18 protein-coding genes and 1 tRNA gene are annotated in these 20,943 nt (G+C 60.6%); 5 read left to right on the forward strand and 14 right to left on the reverse strand.

The annotated features are described in order from the left end of the window. Nucleotides 1–70: 70 nt before the first annotated feature. The 9 genes from GN234_RS17290 to dibA form a co-directional block, all read right to left on the reverse strand. On the reverse strand, nucleotides 71–2,293 hold the full coding sequence (locus GN234_RS17290; protein WP_176688818.1) for a GMC oxidoreductase: 2,223 nt from the start codon (nucleotides 2,291–2,293) through the stop codon (nucleotides 71–73). After that, complete coding sequence (locus tag GN234_RS17295) at nucleotides 2,290–2,799, reverse strand: sorbitol dehydrogenase (protein WP_109756557.1); 510 nt, start codon at nucleotides 2,797–2,799, stop codon at nucleotides 2,290–2,292. The genes GN234_RS17290 and GN234_RS17295 overlap by 4 nt, the downstream gene beginning before the upstream one ends. Next, nucleotides 2,789–4,159, reverse strand: a complete 1,371-nt coding sequence (locus GN234_RS17300) for a cytochrome C (protein WP_109756558.1) — start codon at nucleotides 4,157–4,159, stop codon at nucleotides 2,789–2,791. The genes GN234_RS17295 and GN234_RS17300 overlap by 11 nt, the downstream gene beginning before the upstream one ends. Nucleotides 4,160–4,448: 289 nt before the next feature. Further along, entirely contained in the window at nucleotides 4,449–5,438 is a 990-nt protein-coding gene (locus GN234_RS17305; RefSeq protein WP_109756559.1) for a sulfate/molybdate ABC transporter ATP-binding protein, read from the reverse strand. Nucleotides 5,439–5,441: 3 nt separating this feature from the next. Beyond that, nucleotides 5,442–6,311, reverse strand: a complete 870-nt coding sequence (cysW, locus tag GN234_RS17310) for a sulfate ABC transporter permease subunit CysW (RefSeq protein WP_063323502.1) — start codon at nucleotides 6,309–6,311, stop codon at nucleotides 5,442–5,444. Between the two features lie 12 nt (nucleotides 6,312–6,323). Then, entirely contained in the window at nucleotides 6,324–7,142 is an 819-nt protein-coding gene (gene cysT, locus GN234_RS17315) for a sulfate ABC transporter permease subunit CysT (RefSeq protein ID WP_013692011.1), read from the reverse strand. Between the two features lie 198 nt (nucleotides 7,143–7,340). Beyond that, complete coding sequence (locus tag GN234_RS17320) at nucleotides 7,341–8,354, reverse strand: sulfate ABC transporter substrate-binding protein (protein WP_116833893.1); 1,014 nt, start codon at nucleotides 8,352–8,354, stop codon at nucleotides 7,341–7,343. A gap of 137 nt (nucleotides 8,355–8,491) precedes the next feature. Further along, entirely contained in the window at nucleotides 8,492–8,674 is a 183-nt protein-coding gene (oscA, locus tag GN234_RS17325) for a sulfur starvation response protein OscA (RefSeq protein WP_109756561.1), read from the reverse strand. A 144-nt stretch (nucleotides 8,675–8,818) separates the two neighbouring features. Then, complete coding sequence (dibA, locus tag GN234_RS17330; RefSeq protein WP_109756562.1) at nucleotides 8,819–10,726, reverse strand: phosphodiesterase DibA; 1,908 nt, start codon at nucleotides 10,724–10,726, stop codon at nucleotides 8,819–8,821. A gap of 146 nt (nucleotides 10,727–10,872) precedes the next feature. Between dibA and desA the strand changes: the two genes are divergently transcribed. Beyond that, nucleotides 10,873–12,057 (forward strand): delta-9 fatty acid desaturase DesA, encoded by a 1,185-nt coding sequence (desA, locus tag GN234_RS17335; protein WP_109756563.1) that lies wholly within the window; start codon nucleotides 10,873–10,875, stop codon nucleotides 12,055–12,057. A gap of 326 nt (nucleotides 12,058–12,383) precedes the next feature. Continuing rightward, on the forward strand, nucleotides 12,384–13,373 hold the full coding sequence (locus tag GN234_RS17340) for a GGDEF domain-containing protein (protein ID WP_109756564.1): 990 nt from the start codon (nucleotides 12,384–12,386) through the stop codon (nucleotides 13,371–13,373). Nucleotides 13,374–13,423: 50 nt separating this feature from the next. On the opposite strand, the gene GN234_RS17345 is transcribed toward GN234_RS17340, so the two are convergent. The 3 genes from GN234_RS17345 to gabD form a co-directional block, all read right to left on the reverse strand. Beyond that, nucleotides 13,424–14,641 carry an HDOD domain-containing protein gene (locus GN234_RS17345; protein ID WP_176688819.1) on the reverse strand — a complete coding sequence of 406 codons (1,218 nt, stop codon included), beginning with the start codon at nucleotides 14,639–14,641 and terminating at the stop codon, nucleotides 13,424–13,426. A 138-nt stretch (nucleotides 14,642–14,779) separates the two neighbouring features. After that, nucleotides 14,780–16,057 carry a 4-aminobutyrate--2-oxoglutarate transaminase gene (gabT, locus tag GN234_RS17350; protein ID WP_109756566.1) on the reverse strand — a complete coding sequence of 426 codons (1,278 nt, stop codon included), beginning with the start codon at nucleotides 16,055–16,057 and terminating at the stop codon, nucleotides 14,780–14,782. 171 nt (nucleotides 16,058–16,228) lie between these two features. Next, a complete protein-coding gene (gene gabD / locus GN234_RS17355) occupies nucleotides 16,229–17,671 on the reverse strand; it encodes an NADP-dependent succinate-semialdehyde dehydrogenase (RefSeq protein WP_109756567.1) in 1,443 nt (480 codons plus the stop codon). A gap of 349 nt (nucleotides 17,672–18,020) precedes the next feature. On the opposite strand from gabD, the gene GN234_RS17360 reads away from it, so the two are divergent. The 3 genes from GN234_RS17360 (at nucleotide 18,021) to GN234_RS17370 (ending at nucleotide 19,603) form a co-directional block, all read left to right on the forward strand. Further along, nucleotides 18,021–18,097 (forward strand) — tRNA-Arg (locus tag GN234_RS17360). Nucleotides 18,098–18,455: 358 nt separating this feature from the next. Continuing rightward, nucleotides 18,456–18,959, forward strand: coding sequence for an inclusion body family protein (locus tag GN234_RS17365; RefSeq protein WP_018606623.1), 504 nt, complete (start codon nucleotides 18,456–18,458; stop codon nucleotides 18,957–18,959). Between the two features lie 119 nt (nucleotides 18,960–19,078). Next, nucleotides 19,079–19,603 carry an AidA/PixA family protein gene (locus GN234_RS17370; protein ID WP_109756568.1) on the forward strand — a complete coding sequence of 175 codons (525 nt, stop codon included), beginning with the start codon at nucleotides 19,079–19,081 and terminating at the stop codon, nucleotides 19,601–19,603. A gap of 95 nt (nucleotides 19,604–19,698) precedes the next feature. Here the strand turns inward: GN234_RS17370 and GN234_RS17375 are convergent, their stop codons facing one another. Continuing rightward, nucleotides 19,699–20,316, reverse strand: a complete 618-nt coding sequence (locus GN234_RS17375) for a hypothetical protein (protein WP_109756569.1) — start codon at nucleotides 20,314–20,316, stop codon at nucleotides 19,699–19,701. Next, on the reverse strand, nucleotides 20,313–20,885 hold the full coding sequence (locus GN234_RS17380) for an RNA polymerase sigma factor (protein ID WP_109756570.1): 573 nt from the start codon (nucleotides 20,883–20,885) through the stop codon (nucleotides 20,313–20,315). The genes GN234_RS17375 and GN234_RS17380 overlap by 4 nt, the downstream gene beginning before the upstream one ends. Nucleotides 20,886–20,943: the final 58 nt, after the last annotated feature.

Below are 20,943 nucleotides of genomic sequence, written 5' to 3' on the forward strand. Positions count from 1 at the left end.
GTTTGCATCGCGGGCAAGCCTTGCTCCCACAAGCTCGCTCCCACAGGAGGTGGCCACTACCGCTCAAGCGTTACAGCGCACCGAACTCGATCCGAATCGTCAGCGCGCCGGTGTTATCTTTCAAGCCAGACCCGTACTGCCCGGTCAGGTCATCGTTGATGCACAGTTGCAGCTCCCCTTGCTGGTCGCCCGGAACCTGCGCCAGATCACCCACCAGGAACGGCTTGCCACCATTGCCCACGCGACCGATCAAGGCGCCTTCGGCCGCACCGGGCAAGGCATAGCTGCTGTAGTCGATGTGCCTGGAACCGCCCTTTCCATCGACATTGCCACCCTGCGGACTCGCGCACCATAACCCGCTGACGTAGCGAACCAGGCGCGGCACCAACCCGTTGACCTGCACACCCGTGCCCTGCCAAGGATTGTTGGCCTGGACCTGCATGGTCACCGCCTTCAGGTCGTTGGCCACGGTGTCCCCGGCCTGGAACGACAGCGCCGCAATCGTCAGGCTCGGATTCGAGGTGCCGGTGCTGGGGAACACGCCATCGCCCACCAGGAACAGGTTCTTGTGGTCCCAACTGCGTTGATACTTGTCCACCACCGACTTGGCCGGGTCATCGCCCATGCGATAAGTCCCCATCAGGTGCCCGGCGCCCTGGAAGCTGTAATCCTCGTCTTTGTACCTGAAGGTCCCTTTGCCAATGGGTGCCGTCAGTTCCACGGCCCCGAGCAGGTCCTTGATGATGTGGCTCGCCAGTATCTTCGCCTGCCTGAAACCTTCCTTGGTGTAATCGGACAGGTCGTAGTGGATTTCCGGCCGGAGAATGCCGAGCCCGTCCGTGAGCTTGTCCGTCGAGGGCACGATGTAGCTATTGGACTGGTCGGGATGCTCCTCCACCTGCTCCACCAAAAAACCGATCCGAAACTGGCGGATGAACAGGTCGTTGAGCCGTTGAATCAGCGCCGTGCCGTAAAGCGCCTCAGTGGGCGGCGGCGGGTTCTCTTTCGATGGCAACGGGTTGGTGCAACTTTTGTTCTTGCCGTCGATAAAATCGGCCACGGTGACGTAAGGGTCGCCCACCGGCCAGTTCCAGCCCTCGTTGCCGATTTCGATGCGCCATGCCGCTCGCTGGCTGCGAAAGTCGCCATCACGCAGGCTCTCGATGCCCGCCGTGGACACCGGACCACGGTATGGAAATACCGTCTTGCCTTCCGGCATCAGCCCCCAGGCCAGGTAAATCGGGTGGTCGGACAAACTGCGTCCCACTTGCCCACTGCTGTTGGCCACGCCGTTGGGCCAGGCCGGGGTCTTGGAGTTGAGCAACAATTTAGGGGTTTCAATGGCATGGGCCGCGATCACGTAACGCTGCCCGATGGCCACGCCGGTTCCCGTCTGCGGTCCGTCGCCAAGCTGGTATTGAATGAATTCGACGCCATTGATGTTCTTGTCCGGGCCCACCGTCACTTTGCTGGCCACGGTCCGGTACATGACCCGGACCTTGCCGGTGGACAGGGCCTTGTTCATGGTCACGGTCGCGTCGTACTTGGCCTGGATCGGGCAGATCGGCGTGCAGTTGGTATTGCCGGCACACACCCGACGCCCGGCGTAGGGCTGGGAGTTGCGCCCGGCCGGCGTCGGGCTGACCACCAGCGGCAAGCCGTCGAACGTCTGCCCGGTCACGGCGCTGACGAAACTGCCATCGACCAGCGACAACGGGATGCTGTGCATCGGGAAGGAGTAACCTTCGGGAAAGGTCATGCCCAGGTAGGCCTGGTCGGCGACATTGGCCGACACCCCGATTTCCGCCTCGGCCCGGCAATAGGCGCTTTGCAGGTCGTCGTAACCGATGGGCCAATCCACCCCTACGCCGTACTTGCTCCTCAGGCGAAAATCGTTCGGTACCATGCGCAGGCACGTCCCGACCCAATGCCAGGTCGTGCCGCCGCCCACCCGTTCATAGGTGCTGTTGAAGGGCAGCGGACCTTTCTGCACCAGGTAGCTGGTTTTCGGCTCGTTCCAGCCGAGGATCAGGTCGGCGATGGTGGCCCGAGGGGCATTTTCCTTGGCCGGGTCACGCGGCGTATCCAGTGTCGACACCGGCGGATAAGGGGATTCCGGGGTTTTCAGCGTGGCGGTGTAGAAGCGCTCCAGGTATTGCGTGCGGTTGACCGGGATCTCCGGACCCGATTCGAGCACCAGTACATCGACGCCGGCCATGCCCAACTGATAAGCGATGATACTGCCGGCCAGCCCCGCGCCAACGATGATCACCTCTGCTTGTTCGGTACTCATGACGAGGCTCCCTGATCGTTGGCGGGCACGCCGGTGTAGTCCTCAAGGCTGGGCGGCGTGGTGTTCCAATAGCCGAAAAACATCTCGCTGTAGCCCATGGGATGGGCCTGGGCAATTTTCCAGGCCCAGCTCTGGATGTAGGCCTGGTCGGACACCACCGTCGAATCGGTCGATTTGTAGCTGCCAGTGGCATACGGCTGATACCAGACCCCCAGCAACCACAGCTTCATGATCGAACGCGCGGCTTGGGCGGTCTGCGTGACGGCTGGGCGCGATCCGTCCATCAGCACCGCCTTGGCGATCTGGTCGGGCGGGATGTGGTCGGCCGCCAGCGTGGCGTATTGCGTCAGTAACGTGTTGAGCACCTCAGGGGTGATACGCGGGGTGATGAACGCGAGAAAAGTCGACGGCAAACCTACCTGGTCGATCGTCGGTGCCAGCCGATCGGTGGGAATGCCGGTCAGGGCCGATGACAGGCCTACGAAATTGTCCAGATCACTGCTCATGGTTGACTCCTTGTCCGCCAGTGGACTGTGCGCGTTCGAGTAAATAGGTGAAATCCGCGAAGCTGGTACGCGGTGACTCGGTGACATGGGTGGCCGCATTGCCGTGACAGGCCATGCAACTGGAAGATGCCTGGGGCACCGTGCCCTGGATGTAGGTTTCCAGCGTGGCGTTGGCCAGGAACAACGGCGCGGGACTGCCCAACGGGTTGGCGGCTGATATCTGGCAGTTCGGCTGTGGTGCCGACGGCCACTGGGTACTGATCAGTTGATAGTTCGCCCAGACGCTCTGCGGGTTCACCGTGCGCAACAGTGCTTGATAGGTGGTATTGAGGTTTTTGGTGGCGTCGGTCAGCGGCACGTCCCGCACGATCTGCGAGGGTGTCGCCTTGACTGCCGGGTTCCAGGGCCGTGGCGGCGGCTGGTTGATATCGCTTTTGCTGGCCGCGTTGTAGAACAGATATGGCCCAGTCCGCTGGGCGACGGGGGTGTTTTTGTCCGGCACATTCTTCACATGCTCGAAGGTTGACCAGACCCATTGCGCCGCGCTGGCGGTCTTATGGACCATGTGCAATCCCACCAACCCGACCGGCTCGGAGACGCACGACTCCTCGACAATCGGCCCATGGCTCGGGTCGCTGTTGCCCGGGGTATAGACCAGCGCATCGACGGTGTGAAAATCCTGCCGGTTGTCATTGGGGCCTAGCACTTTCCACGACGCTTTCACCATCACCGCACCGACCTGCTGGCTCTCGGTGGAACCGCAGCTGAAGGCCACGGCGTTCTTCGGATTGGCGGCAAAGAACTTCTGCTGGCCTTCGATGCTGTACAGGCCATTGTCGACGATCCCGTTGAACATCGATTGGTTGACCACGATTTCGTTGCGCGTGTAGACACCGTTCTGGTCCACCAGCGGGCCGCTCTCGAAGGGCTGGATAAACTCATCCAGCACATCGGGTACCTTGCCCATCTGCTGCAACAACCGGCCGGGCTTGAGTGACTTGCACGCGTCGGGGAGACTTGCCGGGGCGTTCCAGGGCAGCGGCGTCTGGCCCTTGGCCCGGAAGATCTGGTAGCTCTCTTTCCAGCTTTCCCACACCGTGGCGCCATCCTGCTTGCCGATAGAGGTGCCGGTATTGGGATTGCCGTTGTCCAGCGCGGGCCAGTTCAGGGCAATGAAGGTCTGCCATGACAGGTCGTCGAAATCGCGCTGAAGGCTGACCAGAGTGGGATGTTGGCCGGTAACCGTGACATCGAATGGTATCTGCGGCGATAACGAGGGGGTGGCGCTGACGGATGGGCTCAATAAAACGCTTATCAAGGCACAGCCAAACGGGCCGTGCCGACTGACTTCCATTCTCATGCTTTATCTCCTTGGCATCAGGGCGCCAGGAGATAACACCGGTCCTTACCTAGACTCTCACTGCCTCCTGGCAAGTCAGAGTCTAGGTAGGGTTTGAGATGGGAAAAGGTGGTGGAGTAGAACCAATCGAAGCAAGGTCGGGCGGTGTTATTCGGATTCGACTCGAGGTGTCAGTGAGGGCGCCATCGCGAGCAGGCTCGCTCCCACAATGGATCTCCATAAGTACACAAATATTGTGTTCACTGAAGTTCTACTGTGGGAGCGAGCCCGCTCGCGATGCTTTTTGCTTTTAAAGGTTTGAGACTTTCTGCCAGACCTTCGGCTTGAAGAACAGCGTCTCGCCCTTCGCCAGGCCCACCAGGCTGTCGTGGTCCTTAACCACTTCGGCTTCGATCAATTCGCTCTGGCCTTCCACCTTCAGGGTTACCCGAGTGGTTGCGCCGAGCGGGCGAATATCCCGCACTTCGGCGGCATGGTGGTCTTCCAGCTCCGAGCGCGACAGGGACACTTCGTGAGGGCGGAACAGCACATGCCGGTCCTCACCCAAGTGCAGGCGGTTCGAGTCGCCGAGGAAGTGATACACAAAGTCGCTGGCCGGGTTTTCATACACATCACCCGGTGAGCCGATCTGCTCGATCACGCCTTTGTTCATCACCACGATCCGGTCGGCGACTTCCATGGCTTCTTCCTGGTCGTGGGTCACGAACACCGAGGTCAGGTTGATGTCCTCGTGCAGCCGCGCCAGCCAGCGACGCAGTTCCTTGCGGACCTTGGCGTCGAGGGCGCCGAAGGGTTCGTCCAGCAGCAATACCTTGGGCTCCACCGCCAATGCGCGGGCCAGGGCAATGCGCTGGCGCTGGCCGCCGGATAACTGCTCGGGATAGCGGTCGGCGAGCCAGTCCAGTTGCACCATGTTCAGCAATTCGTGGACCTTGGTCGCGATCTGGCTTTCGTTCGGGCGCTGGTTCTTGGGCTTCATGCGCAGGCCGAAGGCAACGTTATCGAACACCGTCATGTGGCGGAACAAAGCGTAGTGCTGGAACACGAAACCGACGTTGCGATCACGTACGTCGTGGCCGGAAACGTCCTCGCCGTGGAACACGATGTTGCCCTGGTCCGGGGTTTCGAGGCCGGCGATGATCCGCAGCAGAGTGGTCTTGCCGCAGCCCGACGGGCCCAGCAGCGCCACCAGTTCACCGCTCTGGATGTCCAGGCTGATATCGTCCAGGGCCTTGAAGGCGTTGAAATTCTTGCTGACGTTACGAACTTCGATCGACATGACTTATTCCTCCGCGGCGCTGGCGCGCAGGCGGTTGATTCGGTTTTCGCTCCACTGCTTGAGCAGCAGGATGAAGAGCGCCAGGATCAGCAACAGGCTCGCTACGGCGAACGCGGCCACGTGGTTGTATTCGTTGTAGAGGATCTCGACGTGCAGCGGCAGGGTGTTGGTCACCCCGCGAATGTGCCCGGACACCACCGACACCGCGCCGAACTCACCCATGGCCCGGGCGGTACACAGCACCACGCCATAGATCAGCCCCCACTTGATGTTCGGCACGGTGACATGCCAGAACATCTGCCAGCCATTGGCACCCAACAGGCGCGCGGCTTCTTCTTCCTGGGTGCCCTGCTCCTGCATCAGCGGGATCAGCTCACGGGCCACGAACGGCACGGTGACGAAGATGGTCGCCAGGACGATGCCCGGCAGCGCGAACACGATCTGGATGTCGTGATCCGACAGCCATGGCCCGAACAGGCCCTGGGCGCCGAACATCAGCACATAGACCAGGCCGGCGATCACCGGCGATACCGAGAACGGCAAGTCGATCAGGGTCACCAGCATGCTCTTGCCACGAAATGAATATTTGCTCACGCACCACGCAGCGCTGACACCGAACACCAGGTTCAGCGGCACCGAGATCAGCACGGCAATCACCGTGAGCTTCAACGCCGACAGCGCGTCAGGTTCAAAAATCGCCGTGAAGAACGCTCCCAGGCCGAGTTTCAGGCCCTGGGACACCACGATGAACAGCGGCAGCAGCAGGAACAGCGCAAAGATCAGCCAGCCGAGGCCGATCAGGATTCGCCGCGAAGTCGCACTGCCGCGGCGAGCGGCGTTGGTGGAGGCCGCGGAAATAGACGATTGGGACATGTTCGCGCCTCCTTATGGGGTTTCGATGCGCCGCTGCAGCAGGTTGATCAGCAGCAACAGGACGAAGGAAACCACCAGCATCAACACGCCGATGGAGGTGGCGCCGGTGTAGTCGTACTGGTCGAGCTTGACCATGATCAGCAGCGGCAGGATCTCGGTTTTCATCGGCATGTTGCCAGCGATGAAAATCACCGAGCCGTACTCGCCCACGCCACGGGCAAAGGCCAGGGCGAAGCCGGTCAACCAGGCCGGCAACAACGCCGGCACGAGGATGTGACGGAATACCTGCCACGGCTTGGCACCGAGGCAGGCGGCGGCCTCTTCGACTTCACGGGGAATATCGGCCAGCACCGGCTGCACCGTGCGCACCACGAATGGCAACGTCACGAAGGTCAGCGCCAGGGTGATGCCCAGCGGCGTGTAGGCGATCTTGAAGCCCAGGTCGGTGGCGAACTGGCCGACCAGGCCGGTCGGCGCATACAGCGCCGTCAGCGCAATACCAGCCACGGCGGTGGGCAGGGCGAACGGTAGGTCGATCATCGCGTCGATGATCTTGCGACCGGGGAAGGTGTAGCGCACCAGCACCCAGGCCAGCAGCGTACCGATCACGCCGTTGATGATCGCGGCGTACAGCGCCGTGCCGAAACTGAGCTTCAAGGCAGCCAGCACCCGCGGCGCCGAGATGATCGCCCAGAACTGTTCCCAGGTGAGTTGGGCGGCATGCACGAACATCGCCGCCAGGGGTATGAGCACAATCAGACTGAGGTACACCAGGGTGTAGCCCAGCGTCAGCCCGAAGCCGGGTATGACGGGGGATATGCGACGCGACATAAAGGTCCTTGGTTGAAAACACACTGTGGGAGCAAAACTGGGTGGGAGCAAGGCTTGCCCGCGATGGGGGGCGACTCGGTTTCTAAAGGACCGCATCGCCTTCATCGCGGGCAAGCCTTGCTCCCACAACAACATCCCCTTGCCACAGATTCAGTGTCCGGCATTAGCCTGCAATCAGCTCATTCAGGCCTGTCCAGCTTACTGCGCCTGATAGATCTGGTCGAACACGCCGCCATCATTGAAGAATTTCGGCTGGGCGGTTTTCCAGCCACCGAAGTCCTTGTCGATGGTCACCAGGTCCAGTTTCGGGAACTGCCGGGAATACTTGGCGGCCACGTCCTTGTCACGTGGACGATAGAAGTTCTTCGCGGCGATTTCCTGGCCGGCCGGGCTGTACAGGTGCTTGAGGTAGGCTTCGGCAATCTCAAGATTGCCCTTTTTCTCGGCGTTCTTGTCCACCACCGCCACCGGCGGTTCGGCGAGGATCGACAACGACGGCACGACGATGTCGAACTTGTCCGCGCCGCCATCTTCTTTCAGCGCCAGGAAGGCTTCGTTTTCCCAGGCCAGCAACACGTCGCCCTGACCGTTGTTGACGAAGGTAATGGTCGAACCACGAGCACCGGTGTCGAGGATCGGCACGTGCTTGAACAACGCTTGCACGTACTCCTTGGCCTTGGCTTCGTCACCCCCGTTAGCCTTGAGACCGTAGGCCCAGGCGGCGAGGAAGTTCCAGCGAGCACCGCCGGAGGTCTTCGGGTTCGGGGTAATGACCGACACATCGTTCTTGATCAGATCGCCCCAGTCCTTGATGCCCTTGGGGTTGCCCTTGCGCACCAGGAACACGATGGTGGACGTGTAGGGTGTGCTGGCCTCCGGCAGGCGCTTTTGCCAGTCCGCCGGCAGGGACTTGCCCAGCTTGGCGATTTCATCGATGTCGCCGGCCAGGGCCAGGGTCACTACGTCAGCCCGCAGGCCATCGATCACCGCCCGGCCTTGCTTGCCCGAGCCACCGTGGGATTGTTGAATCTTCACGCTGTCGTCCGGGTGCGCTTTCTTCCAGAAACTGACGAATTCGGCGTTGTAATCCTGATAAAGCTCGCGAGTCGGGTCATAGGAAACGTTGAGCAGCTCATAATCCTTGGCGACGGCCGAACCTGCAAAAACAGCACTGGCCAGGGCGGCCAGGGCATAACGACGAATTGACGACATAGTGAAAGCTCCTGGAATTCTGGTTTTCTTATGGCTTCTGGAAATCGGGTGGTCGGTAAAAAGATCACAGCCTTCGGCAGCTCCTACGCCAAGCCCCCCTGTAGGAGCTGCCGAAGGCTGCGATCTTCTAGATTTTTTCAAGACGGCTTATGACTCGGCTGTTGCAGGCGGAACTTTTCCTTGCGTTCGATCTGGACCACCTGGGCGTTGTGCACAGTGATTTCCACTGCCCCAAAGCGTAGATCGCGCAATGCGCTCTGGATCTCGCGCAAGATGGTTGCTTCGTCCTGGCCGTCAACGCTACGTAGAGATACGCTCATGCTGCTGCTCCTTTGAATGAATGCCTGGCAGTGGGCGGCACTGCTTACGGCGTGGGAGCAATACTAGATAAAGCGAGATATTCTTAAAAAGACTATTTAAGAATTTTTATATAACCAAAAAACCAGACAAGTCACACGACATATTCAGGCGATAGCCGGTGCATGGCTCCAGTCCAGTTGCACCGCCGCAACAGGCCGCCCAAACCAGTAGCCCTGGCCCAGCTCACAGGCATGTTCGAGCAGGAATACCGCTTGCTCGCGCTGCTCGATGCCTTCGGCGTGTACCTGCATGCCCATGCTGCGGGCCAGGGCAACGATCACCCTGACGATCGCCGCGTCGTCCTCATCCCACGGCAACCCGGCGACAAAACCCTGATCGATCTTGAGCTTCTGCACCGGCAAGCGCTTGAGCCGCAGCAACGACGAATAACCCGTGCCGAAATCGTCGATCGCCAGCCGCACGCCCAACTCCCGCAGGCGGTGCATCTGCTCCAGCGCCACTTCCGGGTCTTCCATCACCGCGCTTTCGGTCACTTCCAACTCCAGGCAAGCGGGGTCCAGACCCGTGTCGTGCAGTACCCGGGCGACTTGCTCGAACAACTCGTGATGGGCGAACAATCGACTGGAGACGTTGACCGCGACAAATGACAGCATCACGCCGGCTTGCTGCCACTGGCACATTTGCCGACAAGCCTGCTCCATGACCCACGCGTCGATCTGGGCGATCAGCCCGGTGCGCTCAGCGATGGGAATGAACTCGGCCGGCGACACCAACCCACGCGTGGGATGCTGCCAGCGCACCAAGGCCTCGACACCGATCAGGCGACTGGTCGCCAGGTCGTGTACCGGCTGGTAGTGAACGCGCAGCTCCTGTTCCTGCAGCGCGCGACGCAGTTCGAAAGCGATTTCGACCCGCTGCTGAGCGTGGGCCGTGAGCTCTTCGGTGTACAAGGCGTAGCCATCGCGCCCGGCACTCTTGGCCTTGAACAAGGCCGAATCGGCGTTGCGCAGCAGTTGCCCGGCGCTGAGGGCATCGCCGGGAAACAGGCTGATGCCGATGCTGGCATTGATGAACAAGGCGTGGTCATCGAAGCGCAGTGGCTCTTTCAATGCATCAAGGATGCGCCGGGCCAGCGCCGCTGCCTGGCCTGGCTGCGAGCAGTTTTCCACCAGTACCGCAAACTCGTCGCCCCCCAGCCGGGCCAGCGTCACGCCCGGGGCGAAAAGCCCGCGAAACCGCTCGGCCACGCCTTTGAGCAGCTCATCGCCCACGTTATGACCCAGGCTGTCATTGATGTTCTTGAAGTGATCCAGGTCCAGCAGCAACAACGCGCAGCCACGCTTGTGCAACTGCGCCGACGTCAGGGCCTGCTCGGTGCGATCAGAAAACAGCAAGCGGTTGGGCAAGCCCGTCAGCGGGTCGTGATGGGCCAGGTAAGCCAATTCGTGCTCGGAATCCTTGATGGCGCTGATATCCGAAAACACCGCGACATAATGGCTGATCTGGTCGTTATCATCGCGAACGACGCGGATCGTCTGCCATTGCGGGTAAATCTCACCACTTTTGCGCCGATTCCAGATTTCCCCGCTCCACTCGCCCTGGCTGGCCAGGGTGGCAAACATGTCGCGATAGAAATCCGGACCATGGCGACCGGACTTGAACAGATTGGGACGCTGGCCCAGCACTTCCTCACGCACATAACCGGTGATCGCCATGAAAGCCCGGTTCACGTGCACGATCAGGCCGTTGCGGTCCGTGACCAACACCCCTTCGCGGGTGCAATCGAAGACGGCGGCAGCCTGGCGCAGGCGCTCTCGATCGGCGCTGTGCTCGCTTTTCCCAAAAAACCGCGAGATCCGTGCCCGCGCCAGGAAGACCAACCCAGCGCTGAGCAGGATCCAGGCATAACCGTTGATCAGTAACCAACGCTGTCTGTCGGCCAATTGATCGAAGAAACTGCTCAATAAATAACCAATCAGTTGCAGCCAGACGACTGACAGCACGAGATAAAGCAGCGCTACGCGCATGGCACTGCGTTGATAGGCAGTCATTCGGCCTTCCATGTCCCTACGAAGAGGTGGGGATTATAGAGGAAGAAACATCCAGCCACTCTTATCTGAAAGGCCGACTGGTTTTATCTGTAGGGCCGGTGATAATGCAACGGCAGTTTCTATCTTTATCGAGGGCCCTACAGCCTATGTGGTACGAAGGTTTTCTTGGCCTGTCGGCCTGGTCACTGGTGGCAGTCACCCTGCTGATGACCCACGTCACGATCATTGCCGTCACGGTCTACCTGCACCGTTATTCAGCGCATCGCTCCCTGGAGCTCAATGCCGGCCTCAAACATTTCTTCCGCTTCTGGCTGTGGCTGACCACGGCACAGAACACCCGCGAGTGGACCGCCATCCACCGCAAGCACCACGCCAAATGCGAGACCGTCGACGACCCACACAGCCCGGTCATCAAAGGCTTGTCCACCGTGCTGCGCAAAGGCGCCGAGCTGTATCGCGCCGAGGCGGAAAACCCGGAAACCCTGCGCATCTACGGCAAGAACTGCCCCGAAGACTGGATCGAGCGCAACCTTTATAGCCGCTTCCCTCTGCTGGGCGTGGCGATCATGGCGGGCATCGATCTGCTGCTGTTCGGCACCATCGGCATCACTATCTGGGCCATCCAGATGATGTGGATTCCCGTCTGGGCCGCCGGCGTGGTCAATGGCCTGGGCCATGCCGTGGGCTACCGCAATTTCGAATGCCGCGACGCGGCAACCAACCTGGTGCCCTGGGGCATCCTGATCGGCGGCGAAGAACTGCACAACAACCACCACACCTATCCCAACTCGGCCAAGCTGTCGGTACGCAAATGGGAATTCGACCTGGGCTGGGCCTGGATCCGGGTGTTCAGTTTCCTGCGCCTGGCCAAGGTCCAGCGGGTTGCACCGATCGCCCACCGGGTCGAAGGCAAGGGCCACCTGGACATGGACACGGCCATGGCGATTCTCAACAACCGTTTCCAGATCATGGCGCAGTACCGCCGGCTGGTCATCGCGCCGCTGGTCAAGCAGGAACTGGAGAAAGTCGATCACTCGGTGCGGCACCAATTCCACCGGGCCAAACGCCTGCTGTCGCGGGAAACCAGCCTGCTGGACGACCGTCACCACGTGCGCATCCAGAACATGCTCGAACACAGCCAGGCGCTGAAGGTGATCTACGAGAAACGTCTGGCCTTGCAGCAGATCTGGGTCAAGACCAGCAGCAACGGCCACGACATGCTCGCCGCCATCAAGGAATGGGTCCACGAGGCGGAGGCCAGTGGCATCCAGTCCCTGCGCGAGTTTGCCGACCAACTCAAGACCTACTCGCTAAGGCCTGCCACGGCCTGACAAGACCACTGTGGTGAAGGGCTCCTGTGGCGAGGGGGGATTTATCCCCGCTGGGCTGCGCAGCAGCCCCAAGACAGTCGATTCGAGTGATCCAGACACACCGCGCCATCAGGTTTCAGGGCTGCTTCGCAGCCCAGCGGGGATAAATCCCCTCGCCACAGGTTCAACCCCATAATTTGACTCGCTAAATCCCCCGCCCTTCGTCGCCTGAAAAGGAACTTCGCCCAGAATCCCCCTATCTCAAAGAGCACTTCGCCATCCAGGCGGGCTTTGGAGAAAAGTGCGTGCGAACCAACAGCAGTGCACGCTCTTTGAGATTTGTGCCGATGGTCGACAAGAACCTACAGGATTATTCCCTACCTCAATGGCCCGAGGCGGCCCAGACGCTCATGGCGCTGATGCATGCCCAAGGCGAAGTGGCGCGTCTGAGCGAGCGTGAGCAGTTGTTCAGCTCGCTGCTGGTCAGCGTCAATGCCGTGCTCTGGGCGTTCAACTGGGAAACCCGGCAAGTGCTGTATGTCAGCCCGGCCTACGAGCGGATCTTCGGCCGCCCCGCAGGCCTGGTCCTGGCTGACTACAATGAATGGCGCGACGCAATCTACCCCGACGACCTGGAATACGCCGAACGCAGCCTGGCCGAAGTATTGGTCAAGGGCGCCGTCGAGGACCGTGAATACCGCATCATCGCTGGTGATGGCCAGGTCCGCTGGCTGAGCGACAAGTGCTTCATCAACCGCAAGGCCGAGCCCGGGCAACCGGTGATCGTGGTCGGTATCGCCGAGGACATCACCGAAAAGAAGCTGCTGGAAAGTGAATTGCAGCGCCTGGCGACCACCGATGTGCTGACCCAGAGCAGCAATCGCCGGCATTTTTTCGAATGCGCCAACCGTGAGTTCGAGCAGGCCAGGCTACAAGGGATGCCAATGGCGTTCCTGTTGCTGGACATCGATGACTTCAAGGTAATCAACGACACCTACGGTCATCAGGAAGGCGACAACGTGTTGCAGAAAATCGCCGAAAGCGGACGGTCCGTGCTCAGGCGCGGTGATCTGTTCGGGCGGATCGGTGGTGAAGAGTTCGCCGCGGTGTTCCCCGGCTGCGCCCCAGACATGGCATTGCAGGTCGCCGAGCGGTTGCAACGGGAAATCCAGCGCCTGATGTTTCGCTGCGGCGAGCAGGCCTTTGGCATTACCGTCAGTCAGGGTCTGACCAGCATCACCGCCGACGACCAGAGCCTCGACAACCTGTTCGCGCGCGCCGACGCAGCCATGTACGAAGCCAAGCGCAAGGGCAAGAACCGCATCATTGCCGCTTGACGCAATCGCAGTGCAATTGAATCCAGCCATCCCCCGGAGGTTGGATGGCTTTATTTACGGCGCAACCGCATCAACTCCGGCAAGCCAATCTTCAGCAACCGCGCCGTACGGCCACGGGCCAGTTCTTCAAGACCTTCATGGGCAGGCAGATGCGCCATCTGCGCCGCCATGTTCATCACTAAGGCTTCACGGGAATAAACCCCGCCCCCAAGGCTGTAGACCGCCGCGATCAACTCTCGCAGCTCCAACGGCAGACGCCAGCGGGCCCGTAACGCCGAGCCAAAACTGGCGCCGAACTTGACCAGCGAGTCGCCTACTTCCTCCGGCTCGTCCAACTCGCCACCGGCCTGTTTCCACTCCTCCAGACAGCGCAGCAACGCCAGGTCGCCCAGGCGATGCAATAATCCGGCGCAATAACAGCGCTCCTGCTCCAGGTCCAGCAACCGCGCCATCGTCCGGGCGTATTCGGCCGTGTGCAGCGATAGCTCCCAGTAACGCTCGGCATAATCCGCCAGGCACGGGACGCTGAGCCTGGCACAGCGCTTGAGGGTAAGGCCGAGGATCAGGTTCATGCTTTGCCCGGTGCCGAGCTGGTGCAGCGCCTGGGCCACGGTCTGCACCGGGCCACCACCCTGATGCTGGGCAGCGCTATTGGCGGCGGCGATCAGCACCGCAGTGATTTGCGGGTCGGTGCGGATTTCTTCTTCGAGCAGTTTCAGGTCCAGGCCGCCGGGGTTGAGGCTGCGCTTGACCGCCACTTGCACATCGGTCATCAAAGGCGCGCCCTCGGACAGGTCACGCCGACGTTCCAGAAAAGTGGGCAGGGTCAACCCCGCTCCCGGGATCGGCGCGTCGTTGGACGTTTCCTCACCGCCGCCCAACAACAACCCCTGCAAACGCTGGGTCAGGTTTTCCCGGTTCAAGGGCTTGGTCAAATACGCGGTCGGCGCCAGCGGCAAGACCTCGCGCACGCTGGCGCTGTCGTTTCGACGGCTCATCAGGATGAACGGCAGCGGTGGGGTACGGTGCTGCTGGCGAAGGCCACGCAGGATCGCCAGGCCATCAACCCCCGGCAGCTCCCAATCGGCGATCACCAGATCGTAGGGATGGCTCGCCAACAATTCCAAAGCCTGTTTGCCCTCGCCACAGGTGTCCACCCGAGCATCGCAGCGCACACTCGACAACACCTGTTCGAGCAGCTCACGGGACGCCGGATCGGCCTCGGCGATCAACACTCGTGGTACAGCGGGTAAGTCCACAGCAGTCATGCAGCATGCTCCCTTGCCATACTTGCACCTTAGACGCTGGTGGCCGTTCCAGACAGCCCAAAATCCACTGGCAGGTTCGCGGATATGAAAAAAACCCGCCAAAAGGCGGGTTTCTGTGGATCAGTGCACAACCCGGGCTCAGAGCTCGGAGAAGCACTCTTCGATGATTGCCAGGCCCTTGTCCAGTTGCTCATCCGGCGCGGTCAGCGGCACCAGCACCCGCAGAACGTTGCCGTAGGTGCCGCAGGACAGCAGGATCAGACCCTTGTCGCGCGCCTTGGCCACGACCTGAGCGACCGCGGCGGCATTCGGCTTGTGGGAGTCGCCGTTTTCGAACAGCTCCACGGCAATCATCGCGCCCAGTGCACGCACCTCACCGATGACCGGGTACTTCTTCTGGATAGCCTTGAGGCCAGTCACCAGACGCTCGCCCACGGCCTTGCAGCGATCAAGCAGGTGTTCTTCTTCGAACACTTCCATCACCGCCAGCGCCGCCGCACAGGCGATCGGGCTACCGGCATAGGTGCCGCCCAGGCCACCCGGTGCGATGGCATCCATGTACTCGGCCTTGCCGCACACACCAGCCAACGGGAAACCGCCAGCGATGGATTTGGCGAAGGTGGTCAGGTCGGCGGCAACGCCCATCTGCTCCATGGCAAAGAAGGTGCCGGTACGGCCGGCGCCAGTCTGCACTTCGTCAGCGATCAGCAGGATACCGTGCTGGTCGCACAGGGCGCGCAGACGCTTCATGAACTCCTTCGGCGCCACATAGAAACCACCCTCGCCCTGCACTGGCTCGATGATGATTGCCGCGATGTCACGCGGTTCGGCGTCGTTCTTGAAGATACGCTCGATGCTGGCGATGGAATCATCGATGCTCACGCCATGCAGTTCGTTCGGGTACAGCGCGCGGAAGATACCGCCGGGCATCAGGCCCATGCCCGCCGAATACGGCACGACTTTGCCGGTCAAGCCCAGGGTCATCATGGTGCGACCGTGGTAAGCACCGGTGAAGGCGATGACACCGGCACGACCAGTGGCGGCGCGGGCGATTTTCACGGCGTTTTCCACCGCTTCCGAACCGGTGGTGACCAGCAGGGTTTTCTTGGCGAAATCACCTGGGACCTTGGCGTTGATTTTTTCGCACAGTTCCACGTATGGCTCGTAGGCCAGGACCTGGAAGCAGGTATGGGTCAGTTTGTTCAGTTGCTCGGTCACGGCGGCGATGATTTTCGGGTGCACGTGGCCGGTGTTCAGCACGGCGATGCCGCCGGCGAAGTCGATGAATTCACGGCCTTCGACGTCGGTTACCGTGGCGTTCTTCGCCGATTCAGCGAAGATCGGGTGAATCTGGCCGACGCCACGGGGAACAGCGGCGGTACGGCGGGCCATCAAGTCAGCGTTAGTCTTGCTCATTACAGTCCTCATTCGCCGCTCATCGGTCGGCGTAGTTCAAGGAATACATGGCGGGGAGGCAACTGCGACAGCATGCGATGATCGACTGCCACAGGGTTCCGGCCACAAGAAACAGAACAGGTGAAACACGCAAAGGGACAGCGCTCTCGTGCCCTTTGCGCTTGAAGCGGATCAGATACCCAGGCAGAGGTATTTGATTTCCAGATAGTCCTCGATGCCGTACTTGGAGCCTTCACGGCCCAGGCCCGAAGCCTTGATACCGCCGAACGGCGCGACTTCGTTGGAAATCAACCCGGTGTTGACGCCGACCATGCCGTACTCCAGGGCTTCGGCCACACGGAACACACGGCCCAGGTCACGGGCATAGAAGTACGAGGCCAGGCCGAACTCGGTGTCGTTGGACATCGCGATCACTTCAGCTTCGTCTTTGAAGCGGAACAGCGGCGCCAGCGGGCCGAAGGTCTCTTCCTTCGCTACGGCGGCGTTTTTCGGTACGTTGGTCAGGATGGTCGGCTCGAAGAAGTTGCCTTCCATCGCCTTGCCACCCGACAGCACGGTCGCGCCTTTGCTGACTGCATCGGCGATGTGTTCCTGCACCTTGGCGACCGCCTTGCCGTCGATCAACGGACCGGTGGTGGTGCCATCGTCCAGACCATTGCCGATCTTGAGCTTGGCAACCGCCGCCTTGAGTTTTTCGGCGAAGGCGTCGTACACCGAATCCTGGATGTACAGGCGGTTGGCGCAGACGCAGGTCTGACCGTTGTTGCGGTATTTGGAAATGATCGCGCCTTCCACGGCCTTATCCAGGTCCGCGTCGTCAAACACGATGAACGGCGCGTTACCGCCCAGTTCCAGGGAGACCTTCTTGATGTCCTTGGCGCATTCGGCCATCAATTGGCGACCGATCTCGGTCGAGCCGGTGAACGACAGCTTGCGCACGATCGGGTTGCTGGTCAGCTCACCGCCGATGTCGCCGGCACTGCCGGTGACCACGCTCAGCACGCCTTGTGGAATGCCGGCACGGTGTGCCAGCTCCACCAGTGCCAGGGCCGAGAACGGGGTTTGCGAAGCCGGCTTGATGACCATGGTGCAACCGGCAGCCAGGGCCGGACCGGCCTTGCGGGTGATCATCGCGGCGGGGAAGTTCCACGGGGTAATGGCCGCGGTCACGCCGATCGGCTGCTTGATCACGATCAGGCGCTTGTCGGGCTGGTGGCCAGGAATCACGTCGCCGTAGATGCGCTTGGCTTCCTCGGCGAACCATTCGATGAACGAGGCGGCGTAGACGATTTCGCCCTTGGCTTCGGCCAACGGCTTGCCTTGTTCCAGGGTCATCAGGCGACCGAGGTCGTCCTGGTTTTCGATCAGCAACTCGTACCAGCGGCGCAGCTTGTTGGCGCGCTCCTTGGCCGTCAGCGCACGCCAGGCCGGCAGTGCCTTGTCGGCGGCTTCAATCGCACGACGGGTTTCGGCAGCGCCCATCTTCGGCACGGTGCCCAGGACTTCGCCCGTCGCCGGGTTGGTGACATTGATCGTCTGACCATTGTCCGCATCGACCCAAGCGCCATCGATAAAGGCTTGCTGGCGGAACAACTGGGTGTCTTTAAGCTGCATGTCGGCTTTCCTTAACAGCACCGCGCACGCGCGGAGCGAATTAGATTTGTAGAAAGGCGCCTCGGGGGCTGCCGTCAGGGAAATCATTCACCGGGCTGAAGCACAGAAATAACGCACATAAGCACAGACGTGCGGTTCAGCACCCAGACAAGAGCGTTTGAAATCTCAAACGAATCCTAGGGCCGATGGGGGTGAAGGACAATAGGCTGTTCGAAAAAAAGAACGAAAAATACGAATTTGCCCGCTTTTTCTGATCAGCGTAGCCGACACCAGCCCAGACTCATGAAAACACCGGCAAATCAGCAGCATGGACGCCCGCCATGCATATGAGTATCATGGCGCCCGCGTCGCACCAGTAGCTCAGCTGGATAGAGTACTGCCCTCCGAAGGCAGGGGTCGTGGGTTCGAATCCCGCCTGGTGCACCATATCCCATTCTAGACCTGTCCCGGACAGTCTACGAAACACCCCAAGAAGCCCGCCCTGTGCGGGTTTTTTGGTTTTTGGTTGTCCACGAGCCAGCACATCAGATGCGCAAATCCAGAAGCACCGAGCGCGCCCTCGTTAATATGATTTTGTTTTTTGACAGCTTCCTGATCCGACCTATAGTCACCATCGCGACCTGCAGGAAGGAACCTGAATCGTCAGCCAGTCGGCATGGAGCCAGGCCAGCTCGTATCCGTGACAAAAAAATTCCTTCCGATAGTGCACACGCAGGCCGCGACGCGGTGAAACGTAATTGTCTTTTGGCACGAGGCCAAAGACCTACTATCAAGGAGCTTCATAATGTCTCGAGTCACGGATGTGCTGGTTTCAATCGATACTGAAACCATCCTGAAAAACTACCCGAACATTAGTAAAAACCCCAACTCGCCAACGCTGATCGACTTCAAGCACGTATACATGGTGACGAACCAGGACAACGTGGTGAGCGGCCAGGCTGGTGGCGAACTCGACTTGAAGGCCCAGGTCGGCGATCTGATCCGCTGGCGTGAAACCAGCCTGTCGCAGAGTTTCGAAACGGCGGTGATCTTCTACAAGTTCATCGGCAACGCGGGCAACGAATTGATCTCCCCACCCTCGCCGCGCAAGGCTACCGCTTGCGTCGCGGTACCCAACACCAGCAACCCGTCAGTCCCCAGTTGCCAAAAGGTCGATAACCACTACTGGTCTTCGGAAACCCTGGCTTGTGGCCGAGTGACCTATCACTTCAACTTCCTGATCGTCGACCGCAACTGCAGCATCGTCGCCTGCTGCTCGTGGGACCCGTTCATTTCCATTCACAACTGATGTAGCCGGCCCCTTGGCGACAAGGGGCCAACCAAACTCGCGGCCGCTGCGACCAAACAGGATGTTTCGCTCTACCAAAGCGGCCGCGACTACCGCCAACATCATGAAAGGAAGCCGTGATGTCTACCGAACCCAGCGCTATTTCCAGCGAAACAGGCACTGCGCATGTTTCCCTTATCGTTGACGCCGAGACACTGCTCTCGCGTTATCCACAGGCCAGCCAGGATCCGAATACGCCAACGCCCATTGATGAGCATTTCATTTTCCTTCTTGGAGGCGCCCTTCTGTCCAATACAAAAATCGACAGCAGGGGGCTGCCCATAAGTCTCGGTCGGATCACCCATCTACGCAGTCGCACCATCGCCCTTCGAGCCGAGCACAGCGTGGTGCTCTATGAATTTGCGGTCGAGACTGGAGAAGTTCTGCCAGCGCCGGAGTTGGTGGTAAACGCCGATCAGACCGTACCGGCCATCGACGTCGAAAACCTCACCCAACCCATCCCCCAACAGACTGATGATCACTTCTGGCGTTGCCGACCGCTCAGTCAAGGCAAGGAGAGCAGTGAGTTGAGGTTTATGTTGGTGAACAGCCAGTGTGAAGTGGCGGGTTATTTCAGTTGGGCAGTTGACGTCATCGTCGAGTGAGTGGACGCCTGCCCCTCGTTAAACCAGGTTACCCCCTTGCAAAAAAAAGCGCCCAGGTCGCCAGGACCTGGACGCTTTTAGCGACGCAGGTTTACTCAACGCTTTTGCAGTGCCTCCAACCGCGCCGGCAGGTCTTCCTTGGGAAAACGCTTGTGCAGCGCCAGCAGCTTCTCATCAGCAGCCTTACTCTCACCCGCCTCGCGCAAGCGCAGGATTTCCAGCAAGCCTTGCTCCAGCGATGGCTGCGCAGCCGGCGCGGATTTGCTCATCTTCGCCGCTGGTTTTTCCACCAATGATTGCATCGGGCTTGCCGGGGCCCGGGCCAGTTCGCCTTGGGGCGCCATGCGGGTGATCGGTGCAGGAGCGGGCATGGCCGGCGGCGGTGCAGCGGCAACGGCGGGCGCTTGCCGATCGGCGGAAAGCTCCATCGAGGCGGGTGAGGACAGCTCGTCATGAGGCACGGGCGAACGCAGCACCAGGCCAATCATCAGCGCCACGCCGGCGACTGTGGCGAATGCCATTTGCCAGCGCGGCCGTTGGCAGGCTTGCAGCCAGCGTTGCCATAGGCTTGGCGTCGGTGTCGGGGCTTCGCGGCGGGCGGTGGCCAGAATGAAGGCGTCCAGGGAGGCCGGAGGCTCGCCGCTGGCGTGTTGACGGAAATGCTCGATCAGCCTTTCGTCGTCGGGATCCGGGATATGTTTGGAATCAATCATGCGGGTACCTCCTCGGCCAGCAGTCGATGCAATTTCTGCTGGGCGTAACGCAAGCGGCTTTTGACCGTTTCCAGCGGGGCGCCGGTCAAGGCGGCGATCTGTGGCAGCTCCAGGTCGCCGTGCAGGCGCAGCAGGAAGACTTCCCGCTGATCTTCGGGCAAGGCCTGCAACGCCGCATCGAGACGGGCCTGGTCGCGACTCAGGCTCAGCTGTTGCTCAGGACTATTGGTGTCGTCGGGCTGGACGTGAAGCTGCTCGTCGTAACTGTCGTGCAACGGGTTGTGGACCCCGTGTTTGCGCCAGTGATCGATCAAGCGGTTGCGGGCAATCTGGAATAGCCAGGTACGAAAACTCGCCCGGCCTTGTGGCTGGGTGGTGCTGCGGATCAGGCTGAGCCAGGTCTCCTGGAAGACTTCCTCGGCCAGTTCGGCCTTGTTGCTCAAGGACACGAGGAAACGGTAAAGCCCTAACCTATGACGGGCGTAGAGGACTTCAAAAGAAGCCTTGTCGCCGTTGCGGTAGCGGGTCAGCAGCGATTCGTCGCTGGGAGGATCAAGCGCAGCGGGCATGTGGGTGGCGAACTCCTTTCGATGTGGAACAATCTTGCAAATTGCAGAGGATTCTGTG

The organism is Pseudomonas bijieensis, assembly GCF_013347965.1.
In the GTDB taxonomy this organism is placed as follows: Bacteria; Pseudomonadota; Gammaproteobacteria; order Pseudomonadales; family Pseudomonadaceae; genus Aquipseudomonas; species Aquipseudomonas bijieensis.

Coding starts and splice junctions, on each gene's coding strand:
- gabT (WP_109756566.1), bottom strand. CDS start 16,057: ATGAGCAAGACTAACGCTGACTTGATGGCCCGCCGTACCGCCGCTGTT.
- GN234_RS17380 (WP_109756570.1), bottom strand. CDS start 20,885: ATGCCCGCTGCGCTTGATCCTCCCAGCGACGAATCGCTGCTGACCCGC.
- dibA (WP_109756562.1), bottom strand. CDS start 10,726: ATGACTGCCTATCAACGCAGTGCCATGCGCGTAGCGCTGCTTTATCTC.
- cysT (WP_013692011.1), bottom strand. CDS start 7,142: ATGTCGCGTCGCATATCCCCCGTCATACCCGGCTTCGGGCTGACGCTG.
- GN234_RS17290 (WP_176688818.1), bottom strand. CDS start 2,293: ATGAGTACCGAACAAGCAGAGGTGATCATCGTTGGCGCGGGGCTGGCC.
- GN234_RS17305 (WP_109756559.1), bottom strand. CDS start 5,438: ATGTCGATCGAAGTTCGTAACGTCAGCAAGAATTTCAACGCCTTCAAG.
- desA (WP_109756563.1), top strand. CDS start 10,873: ATGTGGTACGAAGGTTTTCTTGGCCTGTCGGCCTGGTCACTGGTGGCA.
- GN234_RS17340 (WP_109756564.1), top strand. CDS start 12,384: ATGGTCGACAAGAACCTACAGGATTATTCCCTACCTCAATGGCCCGAG.
- GN234_RS17375 (WP_109756569.1), bottom strand. CDS start 20,316: ATGATTGATTCCAAACATATCCCGGATCCCGACGACGAAAGGCTGATC.
- gabD (WP_109756567.1), bottom strand. CDS start 17,671: ATGCAGCTTAAAGACACCCAGTTGTTCCGCCAGCAAGCCTTTATCGAT.
- cysW (WP_063323502.1), bottom strand. CDS start 6,311: ATGTCCCAATCGTCTATTTCCGCGGCCTCCACCAACGCCGCTCGCCGC.
- GN234_RS17345 (WP_176688819.1), bottom strand. CDS start 14,641: ATGACTGCTGTGGACTTACCCGCTGTACCACGAGTGTTGATCGCCGAG.
- GN234_RS17365 (WP_018606623.1), top strand. CDS start 18,456: ATGTCTCGAGTCACGGATGTGCTGGTTTCAATCGATACTGAAACCATC.
- GN234_RS17320 (WP_116833893.1), bottom strand. CDS start 8,354: ATGTCGTCAATTCGTCGTTATGCCCTGGCCGCCCTGGCCAGTGCTGTT.
- GN234_RS17300 (WP_109756558.1), bottom strand. CDS start 4,159: ATGAGAATGGAAGTCAGTCGGCACGGCCCGTTTGGCTGTGCCTTGATA.
- GN234_RS17370 (WP_109756568.1), top strand. CDS start 19,079: ATGTCTACCGAACCCAGCGCTATTTCCAGCGAAACAGGCACTGCGCAT.
- GN234_RS17295 (WP_109756557.1), bottom strand. CDS start 2,799: ATGAGCAGTGATCTGGACAATTTCGTAGGCCTGTCATCGGCCCTGACC.
- oscA (WP_109756561.1), bottom strand. CDS start 8,674: ATGAGCGTATCTCTACGTAGCGTTGACGGCCAGGACGAAGCAACCATC.